Here is a 14,467-nt window from a genome sequence, read left to right as displayed (position 1 = left end):
GCTTTAAGCACTCCAGGCATTCAGCTTGCCACTCACCGCTCTCACCATCAGTTTAATCGCAGAGCAAGACACAAGCGGGCTTGCTCGCGAAGGCGATCTATCAGGCGCTGCCCACTACTGAAGCCTGCGCAGTGCGCAACGCATGTCGATTGCCCTTGAACAGCACCAGAGTCGCAATCAGCCCCAGCACCGCCGCCCCACTGAGCCATATCCCCGGCGCCGCCTTGTTATTCAGTACATGGATCAGATAGGTACAGGCCGCTGGTGTGAACCCGCCGAAGGTTGCGGTCGCCAGGCTGTAGGCCAGGGAGAACCCGGTGGTGCGCACTTCCACCGGCATGATTTCCGTCAAGGCCACCACCATGGCGCCGTTGTAGGATCCATACAGGAACGACAACCACAGCTCGACGATCAGCAGATGGCTGAAACTGGGGTTCGCCACCAGCCAGGACAGCGCCGGGTAGGCCGTCAGGATTGCCAGGATAGTTGCGGCGAGCAGCAGGGGTTTGCGTCCGATCTTGTCGGAAAACGCCCCCATGACCGGCAACCAGAAAAAATTCGACAGGCCGATGCACACGGTGACCAGCAACGCATCCAGGTCCGACAGGTTCAATTCGGATTTACCGAAAGTCGGTGTATAGGCGGTGATCAGGTAGAACGACACCGTGGTCATTACCACCAGCGCCATGCCGGCCAAGACGATGCCAAAGTTCTGACCGATGGAACGGATGATTTCCGACAGGGTGGGACGGTGCTTTCTCGCTTGGAATTCAGGCGTTTCCTCCAAGGAGCGGCGAATCACGAAGATCGCCGGGACGATCATGCAACCCACCAGGAATGGCACGCGCCAGCCCCATTCACCCATTTCCTGCGGGCTCAGCCAATGATTGAGGCCAACCCCCAGGAGCCCTGCGAACACCACGGCAGCCTGTTGGCTGGCGGATTGCCAACTGACAAAGAAACCCTTGCGCCCGGGTGTGGAGATTTCCGCCAGATACACCGACACCCCACCGAGCTCGACCCCTGCGGAGAAACCTTGCAGCAACCGGCCCAGCAGCACCAGCAATGGCGCCACCACGCCCAGGGTGGCGTAGCCCGGTACGCAGGCGATCAGCAGCGTGCCGGCGGCCATCATCGCCAGGGTGATGATCAGGCCTTTGCGGCGACCATGGCGGTCGATGTAGGCACCGAGAAAGATCGCCCCCAGCGGGCGCATCAGGAACCCGGCGCCGAAGGTGGCCAGGGACAGCATCAGCGAGGCGAAAGCACTGTCGGTGGGGAAGAACGTCTTGGCGATGGCCGTGGCGTAGAAGCCATAGACCATGAAGTCGAACATCTCCAGGAAGTTGCCGCTGACAACGCGAAAAATAGCCTTGCCGTTGCTCGTGTTGGAAGACATGTGTAGGTACTCACTCTGGTAAATCTTGTATGAAAGCGCTGCACCCTGTGGGAGCGGGCTTGCTCGCGAAAGCGATTTCACAGGCAACATCTCTGCTGGATGTGCCGGCCTCTTCGCGAGCCAGCCCGCTCCCACAGGTTTTGCGTCTGGACTGACTGGCGCTGAAGGCCATAATGGCCGTCGTGGTTTTGCGGGGAGATGAAGATTTGTTAACTGGACGGTGGGGGCCCCTTGTGGTCCTTGCGAGCATTCTGGCCAGCTGTGGCAATGGCGACACCCTGGAGCGTTTCGATGGCCCGACCATGGGCAGTCACTATTCCATCCAGTACGTCAGGCATTCCGCTACGCCTGGCCCGAAAGCGGTGCAGGCCGAGGTGGAGCAGATCCTTGCCAATGTGGATCGGCAGTTTTCCACCTACCGCAGCGACTCTGACATCGAGCGTTTCAATGCGCTGCCGGCCAACAGCTGCCAGGTCATGCCCGCTCCGGTGCTGGAGTTGATTGGCGTGGGGGAGCAGTTGTCCTCGCAAAGTGGCGGTGCTTTTGACCTGACGGTGGAACCGCTGCTGAACCTGTGGGGCTTCGGTCCCCAGTCCCGGGAAGAGAAAGTGCCAGGCGCCGAGGCCCTGGCCCAGGTGCGCCAACGCGTCGGCCATGGTCACTTGCGTATCGAGGGCGACCGGCTGTGCAAGGATGCCCCGGTGGAAGTCGACTTCAACAGCATTGCCGCAGGCTATGCCGTCGACCGGATCGCCGCGAGGCTCCAGGCCCTGGGTGTCGACAGTTACCTGGCCGAAGCCACCGGTGAACTCAAGGCAGCCGGGCGCAAACCTGATGGTTCGGCCTGGCGTGTCGCCCTGGAGGCGCCTCGGGATGACCGGCAAGTGGCCGAGCGGGTCATCGAGGTCAATGGCTACGGCGTTTCAACTTCCGGCGACTACCGCCGATACTTCGAGCGGGACGGCATGCGCTATTCCCACACCTTCGATGCGCGCACCGGTGCACCGGTCCTGCACAACCTGGCGTCCGTCACGGTAATTCATCCTTCAGCGTTGATGGCCGATGGACTGTCGACGCTGTTGCTGATTCTCGGGCCTGAACGGGGGTGGGACTATGCCGAGAAACATAACATTGGGGTATTTTTCGTGCTCAGGGACGGCAATGGCTTTGTCACCCGTACCAACGATGCGTTTGAACGGATCAGCAGCGGAAAAAACCAATGATGACAGGCTGCTGAAAGCCTGGGTGTGGCGAAATAACGCAGCAAAACTAGCCTCTGGCGCGACCAAGGGGTAATGTGCGCGGCTTGACGTATCTATAGACGACGGTCGGGTGCCTGAACCGGCCCAAAATTGTCCCTTCATGCCGCAACCCGGCGTGATTTAGCCGTCGGTGCCATATCGGGTACCGCGGCCTGTTCTGAGGAGTACGCATGGCTGTCTACAACTACGACGTGGTGGTATTGGGTTCCGGCCCGGCGGGAGAAGGCGCGGCAATGAACGCCGCCAAGGCAGGACGCAAGGTGGCAATGGTCGACAGCCGTCGCCAGGTCGGCGGCAACTGCACCCACTTGGGTACCATCCCGTCCAAGGCCTTGCGTCACTCGGTCCGGCAGATCATGCAGTTCAACACCAACCCGATGTTCCGGGCCATCGGCGAGCCGCGCTGGTTCTCCTTCCCCGACGTGCTCAAGAGCGCCGAGAAGGTAATCTCCAAGCAGGTGGCCTCGCGTACTGGCTACTACGCCCGCAACCGTGTCGACGTATTCTTCGGCACCGGCAGCTTTGCCGACGAACAAACCGTAGAAGTGGTGTGCGGCAATGGCGTGGTAGAAAAACTGGTGGCCAAGCACATCATTATCGCCACCGGCTCGCGCCCTTATCGTCCGGCCGACATCGATTTCAACCACGCGCGTATCTACGATAGCGACACCATCCTCAGCCTGGGACACACCCCGCGCAAGCTCATTGTCTATGGCGCCGGGGTGATCGGTTGCGAATACGCATCGATCTTCAGCGGCCTGGGTGTGCTGGTGGAACTGGTGGATAACCGTGGCCAGTTGCTGAGCTTCCTGGACTCGGAAATTTCCCAGGCCTTGAGCTATCACTTCAGCAACAACAACATCACGGTGCGCCACAACGAAGAATACGAGCGTGTCGAAGGCGTCGACAACGGCGTGATCCTGCATCTCAAGTCCGGCAAGAAGATCAAGGCCGATGCCTTGCTCTGGTGCAACGGCCGTACCGGCAACACCGACACCCTGGGCCTGGAGAACATCGGCGTGAAGGTCAACAGCCGTGGCCAGATCGAAGTCGACGAGAACTATCGCACCTGCGTGCCGAACATCTACGGCGCCGGTGACGTGATCGGCTGGCCGAGCCTGGCCAGTGCCGCCCACGACCAGGGTCGTTCGGCCGCCGGCAGCATCGTCGACAACGGTAGCTGGCGCTTCGTCAACGACGTGCCGACCGGTATCTACACCATTCCGGAAATCAGCTCGATCGGCAAGAACGAGCAGGAACTGACCCAGGCCAAGGTGCCTTATGAAGTGGGCAAGGCCTTCTTCAAGAGCATGGCGCGGGCGCAGATCGCCGGTGAGCCGCAAGGCATGTTGAAGATCCTGTTCCACCGCGAGACGCTGGAAGTGCTCGGCGTGCACTGCTTCGGTTACCAGGCTTCGGAGATCGTCCACATCGGACAGGCGATCATGAACCAGCCGGGCGAGCTGAACACGCTGAAGTACTTCGTCAACACCACGTTCAACTACCCGACCATGGCCGAAGCCTATCGGGTAGCGGCCTACGACGGGCTCAACCGGCTTTTTTGAGCGGCTCCGGCCGGTGGCCTGAGCCGGCCGGGGAGACCGATTTCAGCAACTCTCGAGGGTGGCGGTGGCCAAACCGGGAAAGTCTGTAATCAGGCTGTCAGCGCCAAAGTCGGCGAGCCTGCGCATCAGCGCGGGCTCGTTGACGGTCCACACCGACACATGCAGCCCCTGGCGCTGCGCCTTGATCAGGCGCTCGGGCGTGCACAAGGTCCAGTTCAACGCCAGAATCTCACAACCGTAACTCTGGGCGACCTTCAGCGGGTCGAGCCAGGCGTACTCGGCTACCAACCCGCGGGAGATGTCCGGGGTCAGCTCCAGTGCTGCCTTGAGCACTTCCCGGGAACTGGAGGTGATGGTGACTTTGTCCAGCAGGCCGAAGCGCTGGGCCATCTCGCGGATCCCCAGCACCGTGGCCGCCGCGCGGGTGCGTGAGGCGCTCTTGACCTCCAGTTGCCAATGCTCGAAATCACACTGCTCGAACAGTTCCTCCAGGCGTGGGATCGGGCATGGCGTGATCCAGCCCGGGCCACCCTTGCGCGCATCGTAGGTCACCAGTTCGGCGGCGGAGTGCTCCACCACCTTGCCCCGGCGATCGGTCGTGCGCTTGAGGGTCGGGTCGTGGATCACCATCAACTCGCCGTCCATGGACAGATGCAGGTCCAGTTCGCAACGGCGCACACCGTGCTTGAGACATTCCTGAAAACCGGTCAGGGTATTTTCCGGTGCTTCGCCCTTGGCGCCGCGGTGGCCATAAATGAGGGTCACGGTTCTTCCTTATCGATACCTGATTCGTTCTGTTTCCGCGCCAGGCGACGCTCTTGCGCCTGTTTCTGCAGGATGTAGCGGGCCAGCAGCTGGCGCTGGGCGTCGGTCGGGCGTTCGAACTCGGTGCCTACGTCGTAGCCGTCGCCCTTGCGGTCGCAATGAGTGACCCGTGCCCGCAGCAACAGCCCCAGGGCCTGGGGCATGAGCACCAGTTTGATCGACAGGTGCGCACCGATGGCAATGGCGGTGGGGTACTGAAAGTCGATGCCGCCTTCGGAAATGATCACCGGTTGCGGCTCGCCGATCTCACCGAGCACGGTCAGGGCAATGACCTGGCTGAGCAGATCGATACGTTTGTTCATCACTTTGAGGTAGGCTGCGATGCTGCGTTCGCGCTCGCTGATCTGGCGCAGCAGGTGCTGTGACTCGAACTCGCTCAGGTGCAGTTCGCTGAGCAGATTGAACAATGGAGAGGGATCCTGCAACACTTCCTGGCCAGCAGCGTCAGGAATGGAGAGGGGCCGAATTTCCAGTGCGATCGTGTCCTCGATACGGTAGTATTCGCGGCGATCTTCTTCATCTAATGTCGACATGGCGAACCCATGGTAGCGGCGGTGGTCTGAGTGTAAAGCTGGTTTGAGACCCCCGCCACAAGGACGTTCCTTTTCCCTCCGAACAAGCCCCGACATGTTCAGACCTCTCTTCGTATTCATCGGCACGCGTTATACCCGTGCAAAACGTCGCAATCATTTCGTATCGTTCATTTCCCTGACATCCATCATCGGGCTGGCCCTTGGCGTGGTCGTGATGATCGTCGTGTTGTCGGTGATGAATGGCTTCGACCATGAAATGCGCACCCGTGTGCTGGGCATGGTGCCCCACGCCACTGTCGAATCCGGCGAAGCCATCAGCGACTGGCCGAGCCTGGCCGCCAAGGTCAAGCAGAACCCGCAGGTGCTGGCCGTCGCGCCGTTCACCCAGATGCAGGGATTGCTGACCAACGACGGCAAGGTGTCCAAGGTTCTGCTCAATGGCATCGACCCCGGGCTTGAGCGGCAGGTGTCGATCATCGACAACTTCATGCAGCAGGGTCGGCTCGACGATCTGGCGCCGGGCAGTTTCGGCATTGTGATCGGCGACAAGGCCGCGACCAAGCTGGGTGTGGCCATTGGCGACAAGCTGACCTTCGTCGCGCCGGAAGTCACCGTGACCCCGGGCGGCGTGTTCCCGCGCATGAAACGTTTTACCGTGGTCGGCATTTTCCATGTCGGCGCCGGGGAGCTGGACGGTTACCTGGGCGTCACCAACCTCCAGGACCTGGCACGCCTGCATCGCTGGAAGCCGGACCAGGTCCAGGGGCTGCGGCTGAAGTTCGACGATCTGTTCCAGGCGCCGCGCGCCGCGTGGACCATCGCCCAGCAGCTTGGCGAAGACCGTTACTACGCCCGGGACTGGACCCGCACCCACGGCAACCTGTACCAGGCGATCCGCATGGAAAAAGCCATGATCGGCCTGCTGTTGCTGCTGATCGTCGCCGTCGCTGCGTTCAACATCATTTCCACGCTGGTGATGGTGGTGAACGACAAGAAGGGTGATATCGCCATCCTGCGGACTCTTGGCGCCACGCCGGGACAGATCATGCGCATCTTCATGGTCCAGGGCACTGTCATCGGCGTGATCGGTACGTTTGTAGGAGCTCTGGTCGGGATGTTCGCCGCACTGAATGTCAGCGCCGCGATTGCCGCCCTGGAAAGCCTGATCGGGCACAAGTTTCTCAACGCGGATGTGTATTTCATCGACTACCTGCCATCGCAATTGCAGGCCGACGATGTGTTGATGGTCTGCGGCGCCGCGTTGATCCTGAGTTTCCTCGCCACCCTGTATCCAGCCTGGCGTGCCGCGCGCACCCAGCCTGCGGAGGCGTTACGTTATGAGTGAGTCGGGCATGAGTGAAAAAGCGATCTTGAGCTGCCGCAACCTGGGTAAATCCTACGAGGAAGGCCCGGAGTCGGTGGTGGTGTTGTCGGGCCTGCAACTGGAGCTGCATCCCGGCGAGCGGGTGGCGATTGTCGGTACCTCCGGTTCTGGCAAAAGTACCTTGCTCAACCTGCTGGGCGGCCTCGATACGCCGACCGCCGGCAGTGTCTGGCTGGCGGGGGAGGAACTCTCGGCGCTGAACGAGAAGGGCCGTGGCCTGTTGCGCAACCGCTCCCTGGGCTTCGTCTACCAGTTTCACCATTTGCTGCCCGAGTTCACCGCCCTGGAAAACGTCTGCATGCCACTGTTGATCGGCCGCACCGCGATTCCAGAGGCCCGCCAACGTGCTACCGCGCTGCTGGAGCGGGTAGGGCTGGGCCACCGCCTGGAGCACAAGCCGGCGGAACTGTCTGGAGGCGAGCGCCAGCGCGTGGCAATTGCCCGCGCCTTGGTCAACAAGCCTGGCCTGGTGATGCTCGACGAGCCGACCGGCAACCTCGACTCCCATACCGCCCAGGGCATCCAGGACCTGATGTTGGAGCTCAGCACCTCGATGCGCACAGCGTTCCTGGTGGTGACCCACGACATGAACCTGGCCCGGCAGATGGACCGCGTCCTGCATTTGCAGGAAGGTTGCCTGACGCCCATCTGACCGCCCGCAACCCGGCGCTGCTGATACGCGCCGGGTCTTCAATTTTTCTACGGTGCTCCGCGAATGTTCAGACCGTTATCGATCTTCATCGGCACGCGCTATACCCGCGCAAAGCGCCGCAATCGCTTTGTTTCGTTCATCTCCATGACCTCGATGATCGGCCTCGCCCTGGGTGTGCTGGCGATGATCGTGGTGCTGTCGGTGATGAACGGCTTCCAGCGCGAAATGAGCTCGCGCATCCTCGGCATGGTGCCCCATGCCACCATCGTCGGGGTCAATCCGATCGATGACTGGCAGCCGGTGGCCGCCGCCGCGCTGAAAAACCCCGAGGTGACTGCCGCGGTGCCGTTCACCGAGATGGAAGGCATGCTGAGCTATAAGGGCTCGATGCAGCCGATCCAGATCAGCGGTGTAGACCCGGCCCAGGAAGGCAAGGTGTCCATCGTCGCCCAGCATATCGTCCAGGGCCGTCTCGATGCCTTGAAACCGGGTGAGTTCGGCGTGGTGATCGGTGAAATCACCGCCCGGCGCTTCCGCCTGAACGTCGGTGACAAACTGACCCTGATCGTGCCGGAAGTCAGCACCGCGCCTGGCGGTATCACGCCGCGGATGCAGCGTCTGAATGTGGTCGGTGTGTTCAAGGTCGGCGCCGAGCTGGATGGCTCCATGGCCTTGATCCATCTGGCCGATGCTGCACAGATGCAGCACTGGCAGCCGAACCAGGTGCAGAGCGTGCGCCTGGCGGTGAAGGATCTGTACGCGGCGCCGAAGGTGTCCGGTGATATCGCCACCGGCCTGGGCAGTGACTACAAGGCCGACGACTGGACTCACACCCAGGGCAGTCTGTTCAGTGCCATGAAAATGGAAAAGACCATGATCGGCCTGCTGTTGCTGATGATCGTCGCGGTGGCGGCGTTCAACATCATCGCCACGCTGATCATGGTGGTGAACGACAAGGGCGCGGACATCGCGATCCTCCGCACCATCGGCGCCACGCCGCGGCAGATCATGGCGATCTTCATGGTCCAGGGCACGGTGATCGGTATCGTCGGCACGGTGATTGGCGGTGTGCTGGGAGTGATTGCGGCGCTGAACGTCAGTGAACTGGTGGGATGGCTGGAGCGGGTCACCGGCCAGCACATCTTCAGTTCCGACGTGTACTTCGTCAGCAACCTGCCGTCGGAGCTTCAGCGCGGCGATGTGGTGCTGATCTGCGCCGCTGGCTTCATCCTGAGCTTCCTGGCCACCGTCTACCCGGCGTGGCGCGCGGCGAAGATCGAGCCGGCGCAGGCGTTGCGGTATTCCTGAGGCTGCATAAGCCCTCTGTGTTCTTGCATTCCTTGTGGCGAGGGGATTTATCCCCTCGCCACAAGGTTTTGTGTCAGGGCTGGCCTGCCTTCGGCAGTTCAATCAAAAACCGCGTCCAGCCATCGGCTGATTCACATCGAATCTCTCCGCCATGGGCGCGGATGATCGAGCGGGTGATCGCCAGCCCAAGCCCCGCATGCTCGCTGCTGCCTTCCTGGCGAGCCGGGTCGGCGCGGTAGAAGCGGTCGAACAGGCGCGGCAACAAGTCCGTCGGGATGCCTTCGCCGCTGTTCTCCACGCTCACGCTCAACGCCTGGGCAGTCTCGACAATTCGCACACGCATTTCACCGCCCATGGGGGTAAAACGCAGGGCATTGTCCAGCAGATTGGACAGGGCCCGGCGCAACATGCCGCGGTCCCCCTCGAGGCGACCGTTGCCCTCGCGGCTCAAGCGAACCTGGGCGTCTTCGGCCAGTGGCGCGAAAAACTCCAGCAGTACATCCACTTCCTGTGCCAGCTCCAGCGGTTCGCGGTGGGGCGCCAGCAGGCCATGGTCGGCCTTGGCCAGGTAGAGCATGTCGTTGACCAGTTGAGCCATCCATTGCAGCTCTTCGAGATTGCTGTGCAACGTTTCTCGATATTCCTCCAGTGTGCGTTCGCGGGTGAGGGTGACCTGGGTGTGGGTCAGCAAGTTCGACAACGGTGTACGCAGTTCATGGGCGATGTCGGCGGAGAACGCCGAAAGCCGTTGAAAAGCGTCATCGAGACGTCCGAGCATGGCGTTGATGCTGTGGGCCAGTTCCGCCAGTTCGGCCGGCATGCGATCTTCGGGCAGTCGGGCGTTGAGTGAGCGTGCCGAAACCCCGCCAGCGATGGCTCCCATGCGACGAAGCGGCTGCAAACCGCGTTGGGCGACCCAGGCGCCGAGAAGGGCGGTTGCCAGGGCCGACAGGCCGACGGTCAGCCAGATCAGGCGCTGCATACGCTGCAGGAAGTGCTGATGGTGGGTGATGTCCAGCAGCAACGTCAGTTGCGGTGAGTCCGGGCGGTCGGGGTACAGCGCTGCGTTCAGGACGCGGTAATCGGTATCGGCATCGCTGAGGGTGAATAGGCCTGGGGGGGCGGGCAGTTGGGCCGGAATCTGGATCGAGCTGCCGTACCAGCGCACGCCGTCGCTGTCTTTGATGCGCAGGGCCAGGTCGGCCTGTCGGCTCAGTTCATCTTCCAGGCGCTGCTGGGTCTGCTCGGCATCGAGATCCTGAAGGGCGCGGCGCAGGCCGATCAGCTTGTCCTCCAGCAGCTGCTGGTCCAACTCGATGAAGTGCGCCTCGCTGGCGCGGCTGAACAATATCCCGGCAAACAAGGACACCACGGCGGTGCAGGCGGCGAACAGCAGTGCCAGCCGGCTGCTCAACGACCACCGCCCCCTCACAGGCTGCGCTCTTCAAGCACGTATCCCATGCCCCGCACGGTGTGAATGAGCTTGCTGGGGAATTCATCGTCGATCTTGAGCCGCAGCCGCCGGATCGCGACTTCGATGACGTTGGTATCACTGTCGAAATTCATGTCCCAGACCTGGGAGGCGATCAAGGATTTGGGCAGTACCTCGCCCTGGCGGCGCAGGAGCATTTCCAGCAAGGCGAACTCCTTGGCAGTGAGGTCGATGCGTCGGCCGCTGCGTTCGACGCGACGGCGGATCAGATCCAGACGCAGGTCCGCCAGTTGCAGGCAGGTTTCCTGGGGTGTCGACCCGCCCCGGCGCAACAGGCTGCGGACCCGTGCCAGCAACTCGGAAAAAGCGAAGGGCTTGACCAGATAATCGTCGGCACCCAGTTCCAGACCGTGTACCCGATCTTGCACCGCGTCCCGCGCTGTCAGGAACAGCACCGGGGTATCCAGGCCGGCTGCGCGAACCGCTTGCAGAATCTGCCAGCCGTCGCGGCCGGGCAGCATCACATCGAGGATCAGCAAGGCGTAATCACCGCTCAGGGCCAGTTGCTGGCCGCTGACGCCGTCCGTCACCAGGTCGGCGTTGAACCCGGCTTCGCCCAGGCCCTGGCGCAGGTATTGGCCGGTTTTGGTTTGGTCTTCGACGATCAGCAGTTTCATGGGCAACTCGGGGTATGTTCCAACGTGAGGTTATACCGCGGCCGGCACGGTTGCGGTGCAAGCTGACAAAGTTGTAATCGAGCCGTCAGCCAGCAGCCACACAGGGCGAAGGTTCTACGCAAGCTGAATCTTATGCCGGGACGGAAGGTGAACTGGCCGTCGACAGTAAGCACTCAAAGGCTGGGCAAAGGCTGGTAGAATCCGCTGATTCTTCAGTCAGGTTTCCGTCATGCATCCCGCAGCCGAACATTCGCCGCTGGGCAAATCCAGCGAATACATCGCCACGTACACGCCGTCACTGCTGTTTCCGATCCCACGCACTGCAAAATGGGCGGAGCTGGGCCTGACGGCCGACACACTGCCGTACAAGGGCGTGGATTTCTGGAACTGTTTCGAGCTGTCGTGGCTGTTGCCGTCCGGCAAGCCCGTGGTGGCGATCGGTGAGTTCGCGATCCCGGCGGATTCCCCGAACATCATTGAATCCAAATCGTTCAAGCTGTACCTCAACTCCCTGAACCAGACTCCGTTCGCCGATACCGCGAGTCTGGAAGCGACCCTGCGCCAGGACCTCTCGGCGGCGGCGGGGAAACCGGTGCAGGTTAGGGTTCGCACCCTCAAGGACGTGGAACGTGAAGGCGTCGTGGCGCTGCCCGGCGTCTGCATCGACGATCTGGATATCAGCGTCGACTCCTATGCGCACCCCCGTCCGGAACTGCTGCGATGCGATGAGTCGCGCATCGTCGAAGAAAGCCTGCACAGCCACTTGCTCAAATCGAACTGCCCGGTGACCAGCCAGCCGGATTGGGGCAGCGTTGTCGTGGAGTACCGCGGCGCTGCGCTGGACCCGGCCAGCCTGCTGGCCTACATCGTCAGCTTCCGCCAGCATTCGGATTTTCATGAGCAATGCGTGGAGCGGATCTTTCTCGACCTGCAGCGCTTGCTCAAGCCGCAGAAGTTGACGGTGTATGCGCGGTATGTCCGGCGTGGCGGGCTGGACATCAACCCCTATCGCAGCACTGAAAGCGTGCAACTGCCGAACCAGCGCCTGGTTCGTCAGTAAATACCCAGTTTGGGCAGTCCTGTGGGATCTGGGCTGCACATGATTTTCATGGCCTTCCCGGAACTATTGTGGGAGCGGGCTTGCTCGCGAATGCAGTGTGTCAGGCAACGCTAAGGTTGCTGATCCAGCGCTTTCGCGAGCAAGCCCGCTCCCACAGGAAATCGCATCTGTCAATCAGATCCCCATGTTGCCCAGCGTCAGCATGATGTTGCGCAACGTCCCTGCAACGGCCGGGTGGCTGACTTCGAAGCGTTCCACGGCCAGCTTAACTCCATCCACCAGGTTGGTGTCCTGGAGGGCGTTTTCCAGCTGGATTTCGGCTTCGATCCGAACCATCAGTTGTTGCAGGTTTTCGCGCTCCGGCCCGGACAAGGGCGGCTTCTGGTCCAATTGCTCGCGCAGGGCAACGAGGCGTTCTTGCAGTTCGAGGCGCGTCATTGGCATTGACTCCCATATTTGATAAGCACAGCCATGGACCGCGGCAGTGCGTCAAAAGTCCATGGCTTGCCCTAAGAGTAATCCACCCTCACGTTCCCTGCATGATCCCGGTCAGGGCTTCTCGCCCTTGAGCCGACGCAGGCTGATATCCGCCAGGCAGGTATCCAGTTCGCCCAGATGATCGATGACCGAATGCACCCCCAGGCCGAACAGCTGCACCGTGGCCTTGGCGCGACTCATTTCCCGCTGCTGTTGGCTCAGGGCTTGCCATTCGCTGGGTGTCAGGCCACACAGCGAGCCGCAGGAGGCCAGCCCGATGGTCCACAGGCCGGCGTTGAGCCCTGACTGCAGCAGACGGGGTTCGCCACTGACCAAGACGCACCCGTCCAGTTGCTGGACGTTCAGCGCCATCAGTGCCTGCCAACAGGCATGAGGGGCTGGCCATGGATTATTTGTTGCAGGAAGTTGCGGAGATTTGATCCATGCCGGCAACGACGCGGCCAGGCCATGACTGATGGCGGGTGGCAGTTCATCGAGCCAGGCGCAGGGGATTTCCTGAAGTTGCAGATGCCGCAGGCTTTCGAGGGCGCCGGGTGTCGGTTGTGCGTGATCGGCGGGTGTTGTTCCCGGGTGGCGAACCCGCGCCCCGAAATCCACCAGGCATCCGCTGAGGCCAAACAGTACGGCGGTGAGGCTGGAAGCGGGGAGGGGCAGGGCTTCGGCGCGGGGCATTGGAATCATCCTTGAAATAAGCCGAGCCTAACGTGTTTCAATGACAGGCTGGTGACAGAGAAATGAAAGGGGTGGGTTGTGGAAATGTCCTACGGGCAGCTTCTTTTCCATGCTGCCTCTCGGCGCTTTCCACCTTATACTACCCGCCATCTACCGCCTGGGCTCGGCGCCCTTGCCCGAATAAACCAAGGAGTTTTCCCTTATGCGCTGGAGCCATCGCCTAGCTCAGCTGTTTCTTTCCGCCAGTGTGCTGCTGGTGCCGTTCGCCACTCAGGCCGCGACGGAAGAAGATCCATGGGAAAGCATCAACCGTCCGATCTTCACCTTCAACGATACCGTTGACACCTACGCGCTCAAGCCGCTGGCCCAGGGTTATCAATACGTGACGCCGCAGTTCCTTGAAGACGGCATCCACAACATGTTCCGTAATATCGGCGACGTGGGTAACCTGGCCAACGACCTGTTGCAGGCCAAGCCGGCCGCTGCCGGGGTCGACACGGCCCGCTTGATTTTCAACACCACGTTCGGCTTGCTGGGCTTCTTCGATGTCGGCACCAAGATGGGCCTGCAGCGTAGCGATGAAGATTTCGGCCAGACCCTTGGCTACTGGGGCGTGGGCAGCGGCCCTTACGTGATGCTGCCGTTGCTGGGGCCAAGCACGCTGCGGGATGCGCCGGCCAAGTTGGTCGACAACTACACCACGCCTTATCCCTATATCGACGACGTATCGGTACGTAACTCGATCTTCGGCCTGAACGTCGTCGATACCCGCGCCAGCCTCTTATCGGCCGAAAAATTGGTGAGCGGCGACAAGTACGTGTTCATCCGCAATGCCTACCTGCAGAACCGCGAGTTCAAGGTCAAGGACGGCCAGGTCGAAGACGATTTCTGATTCGATCCAAAACTCATCGGAAGGCGGTCCTCATGGCCGCCTTCTGTGTTTTTGCGCCGTGTCAGGCACATTTGACCTTCCATTGAGTTACGCTCCGCTCGGTTCTTATAACTCTCTGTACTTTGACAAATAAAGACGGCAAGCGGCTATCCGCATGAGCTTGAAACGCCCCGCGGATGGGAGTACCGTCTGCGCCTTAGAAGGGCACCTCTGATGTAATCGTGTGTAGGGCAAAGGCCTGAAGCCGGTACGACAGAGAGGCTAGAAAGCGAATCCAGTAGTGCGTGCGAGGCCGGATGGCCAAGCCG

Annotated in this window: 14 protein-coding genes; 7 read left to right on the top strand and 7 right to left on the bottom strand. The window is 61.3% G+C overall.

Going from position 1 to position 14,467, the window contains the following annotated elements; genetic code table 11:
* Window positions 1–100: 100 nt before the first annotated feature.
* On the bottom strand, window positions 101–1,399 hold the full coding sequence (locus FBX99_RS21055) for an MFS transporter (RefSeq protein WP_144924133.1): 1,299 nt from the start codon (window positions 1,397–1,399) through the stop codon (window positions 101–103).
* 233 nt (window positions 1,400–1,632) lie between these two features.
* On the opposite strand from FBX99_RS21055, the gene FBX99_RS21050 reads away from it, so the two are divergent.
* Entirely contained in the window at window positions 1,633–2,622 is a 990-nt protein-coding gene (locus FBX99_RS21050; protein ID WP_256664104.1) for an FAD:protein FMN transferase, read from the top strand.
* Between the two features lie 209 nt (window positions 2,623–2,831).
* Window positions 2,832–4,226 (top strand): Si-specific NAD(P)(+) transhydrogenase, encoded by a 1,395-nt coding sequence (gene sthA / locus FBX99_RS21045; RefSeq protein ID WP_092197335.1) that lies wholly within the window; start codon window positions 2,832–2,834, stop codon window positions 4,224–4,226.
* A gap of 42 nt (window positions 4,227–4,268) precedes the next feature.
* Here sthA and FBX99_RS21040 read toward each other — a convergent pair whose 3' ends face one another.
* Together FBX99_RS21040 and FBX99_RS21035 are read right to left on the bottom strand one after the other, a co-directional pair.
* Window positions 4,269–4,991, bottom strand: a complete 723-nt coding sequence (locus tag FBX99_RS21040) for a glycerophosphodiester phosphodiesterase family protein (RefSeq protein ID WP_144924127.1) — start codon at window positions 4,989–4,991, stop codon at window positions 4,269–4,271.
* Complete coding sequence (locus tag FBX99_RS21035) at window positions 4,988–5,584, bottom strand: PilZ domain-containing protein (RefSeq protein WP_145132761.1); 597 nt, start codon at window positions 5,582–5,584, stop codon at window positions 4,988–4,990. The genes FBX99_RS21040 and FBX99_RS21035 overlap by 4 nt, the downstream gene beginning before the upstream one ends.
* A 94-nt stretch (window positions 5,585–5,678) precedes the next feature.
* Between FBX99_RS21035 and FBX99_RS21030 the strand changes: the two genes are divergently transcribed.
* The 3 genes from FBX99_RS21030 to FBX99_RS21020 all read left to right on the top strand — a co-directional run bounded on the left by FBX99_RS21030 (window position 5,679) and on the right by FBX99_RS21020 (window position 8,928).
* Complete coding sequence (locus FBX99_RS21030) at window positions 5,679–6,929, top strand: lipoprotein-releasing ABC transporter permease subunit (RefSeq protein WP_144924121.1); 1,251 nt, start codon at window positions 5,679–5,681, stop codon at window positions 6,927–6,929.
* A gap of 7 nt (window positions 6,930–6,936) precedes the next feature.
* Window positions 6,937–7,620 (top strand): lipoprotein-releasing ABC transporter ATP-binding protein LolD, encoded by a 684-nt coding sequence (lolD, locus tag FBX99_RS21025; RefSeq protein WP_162843613.1) that lies wholly within the window; start codon window positions 6,937–6,939, stop codon window positions 7,618–7,620.
* Window positions 7,621–7,683: 63 nt separating this feature from the next.
* The gene (locus tag FBX99_RS21020) at window positions 7,684–8,928 is read left to right on the top strand and encodes a lipoprotein-releasing ABC transporter permease subunit (protein WP_139648785.1); all 1,245 of its coding nucleotides are present in this window, start codon (window positions 7,684–7,686) and stop codon (window positions 8,926–8,928) included.
* A gap of 73 nt (window positions 8,929–9,001) precedes the next feature.
* Here FBX99_RS21020 and FBX99_RS21015 read toward each other — a convergent pair whose 3' ends face one another.
* Together FBX99_RS21015 and FBX99_RS21010 are read right to left on the bottom strand one after the other, a co-directional pair.
* Window positions 9,002–10,360: a heavy metal sensor histidine kinase gene (locus FBX99_RS21015; protein WP_145132759.1), complete on the bottom strand. Its 1,359-nt coding sequence runs from the start codon at window positions 10,358–10,360 to the stop codon at window positions 9,002–9,004.
* Window positions 10,357–11,037 carry a heavy metal response regulator transcription factor gene (locus FBX99_RS21010; protein WP_144924114.1) on the bottom strand — a complete coding sequence of 227 codons (681 nt, stop codon included), beginning with the start codon at window positions 11,035–11,037 and terminating at the stop codon, window positions 10,357–10,359. Before FBX99_RS21010 ends, FBX99_RS21015 begins: the two co-directional genes overlap by 4 nt.
* A 229-nt stretch (window positions 11,038–11,266) precedes the next feature.
* Between FBX99_RS21010 and queF the strand changes: the two genes are divergently transcribed.
* Window positions 11,267–12,097, top strand: coding sequence for an NADPH-dependent 7-cyano-7-deazaguanine reductase QueF (gene queF, locus FBX99_RS21005; RefSeq protein WP_144924111.1), 831 nt, complete (start codon window positions 11,267–11,269; stop codon window positions 12,095–12,097).
* A gap of 174 nt (window positions 12,098–12,271) precedes the next feature.
* Here queF and FBX99_RS21000 read toward each other — a convergent pair whose 3' ends face one another.
* Both FBX99_RS21000 and FBX99_RS20995 read right to left on the bottom strand, forming a co-directional pair.
* Window positions 12,272–12,535: a DUF4404 family protein gene (locus FBX99_RS21000; RefSeq protein ID WP_144924108.1), complete on the bottom strand. Its 264-nt coding sequence runs from the start codon at window positions 12,533–12,535 to the stop codon at window positions 12,272–12,274.
* Window positions 12,536–12,646: 111 nt separating this feature from the next.
* Window positions 12,647–13,267: an HAD family phosphatase gene (locus tag FBX99_RS20995; RefSeq protein ID WP_144924105.1), complete on the bottom strand. Its 621-nt coding sequence runs from the start codon at window positions 13,265–13,267 to the stop codon at window positions 12,647–12,649.
* A 202-nt stretch (window positions 13,268–13,469) separates the two neighbouring features.
* Between FBX99_RS20995 and FBX99_RS20990 the strand changes: the two genes are divergently transcribed.
* Window positions 13,470–14,159, top strand: a complete 690-nt coding sequence (locus FBX99_RS20990) for a VacJ family lipoprotein (protein ID WP_144924101.1) — start codon at window positions 13,470–13,472, stop codon at window positions 14,157–14,159.
* The last annotated feature ends 308 nt before the right edge of the window (window positions 14,160–14,467 follow it).

Origin of the sequence: Pseudomonas sp. SJZ074 (assembly GCF_007828215.1) — a bacterium.
Lineage (GTDB): Bacteria > Pseudomonadota > Gammaproteobacteria > Pseudomonadales > Pseudomonadaceae > Aquipseudomonas.
This window is presented reverse-complemented; position numbering and strand designations above follow the sequence as displayed.

Excerpts from the sequence above, each read along its gene's own strand:
- FBX99_RS21055 (WP_144924133.1), bottom strand. The coding sequence starts at position 1,399 with ATGTCTTCCAACACGAGCAACGGCAAGGCTATTTTTCGCGTTGTCAGC.
- lolD (WP_162843613.1), top strand. The coding sequence starts at position 6,937 with ATGAGTGAAAAAGCGATCTTGAGCTGCCGCAACCTGGGTAAATCCTAC.
- FBX99_RS20995 (WP_144924105.1), bottom strand. The coding sequence starts at position 13,267 with ATGCCCCGCGCCGAAGCCCTGCCCCTCCCCGCTTCCAGCCTCACCGCC.
- queF (WP_144924111.1), top strand. The coding sequence starts at position 11,267 with ATGCATCCCGCAGCCGAACATTCGCCGCTGGGCAAATCCAGCGAATAC.
- FBX99_RS21035 (WP_145132761.1), bottom strand. The coding sequence starts at position 5,584 with ATGTCGACATTAGATGAAGAAGATCGCCGCGAATACTACCGTATCGAG.
- FBX99_RS20990 (WP_144924101.1), top strand. The coding sequence starts at position 13,470 with ATGCGCTGGAGCCATCGCCTAGCTCAGCTGTTTCTTTCCGCCAGTGTG.
- FBX99_RS21030 (WP_144924121.1), top strand. The coding sequence starts at position 5,679 with ATGTTCAGACCTCTCTTCGTATTCATCGGCACGCGTTATACCCGTGCA.
- sthA (WP_092197335.1), top strand. The coding sequence starts at position 2,832 with ATGGCTGTCTACAACTACGACGTGGTGGTATTGGGTTCCGGCCCGGCG.
- FBX99_RS21020 (WP_139648785.1), top strand. The coding sequence starts at position 7,684 with ATGTTCAGACCGTTATCGATCTTCATCGGCACGCGCTATACCCGCGCA.
- FBX99_RS21010 (WP_144924114.1), bottom strand. The coding sequence starts at position 11,037 with ATGAAACTGCTGATCGTCGAAGACCAAACCAAAACCGGCCAATACCTG.
- FBX99_RS21000 (WP_144924108.1), bottom strand. The coding sequence starts at position 12,535 with ATGACGCGCCTCGAACTGCAAGAACGCCTCGTTGCCCTGCGCGAGCAA.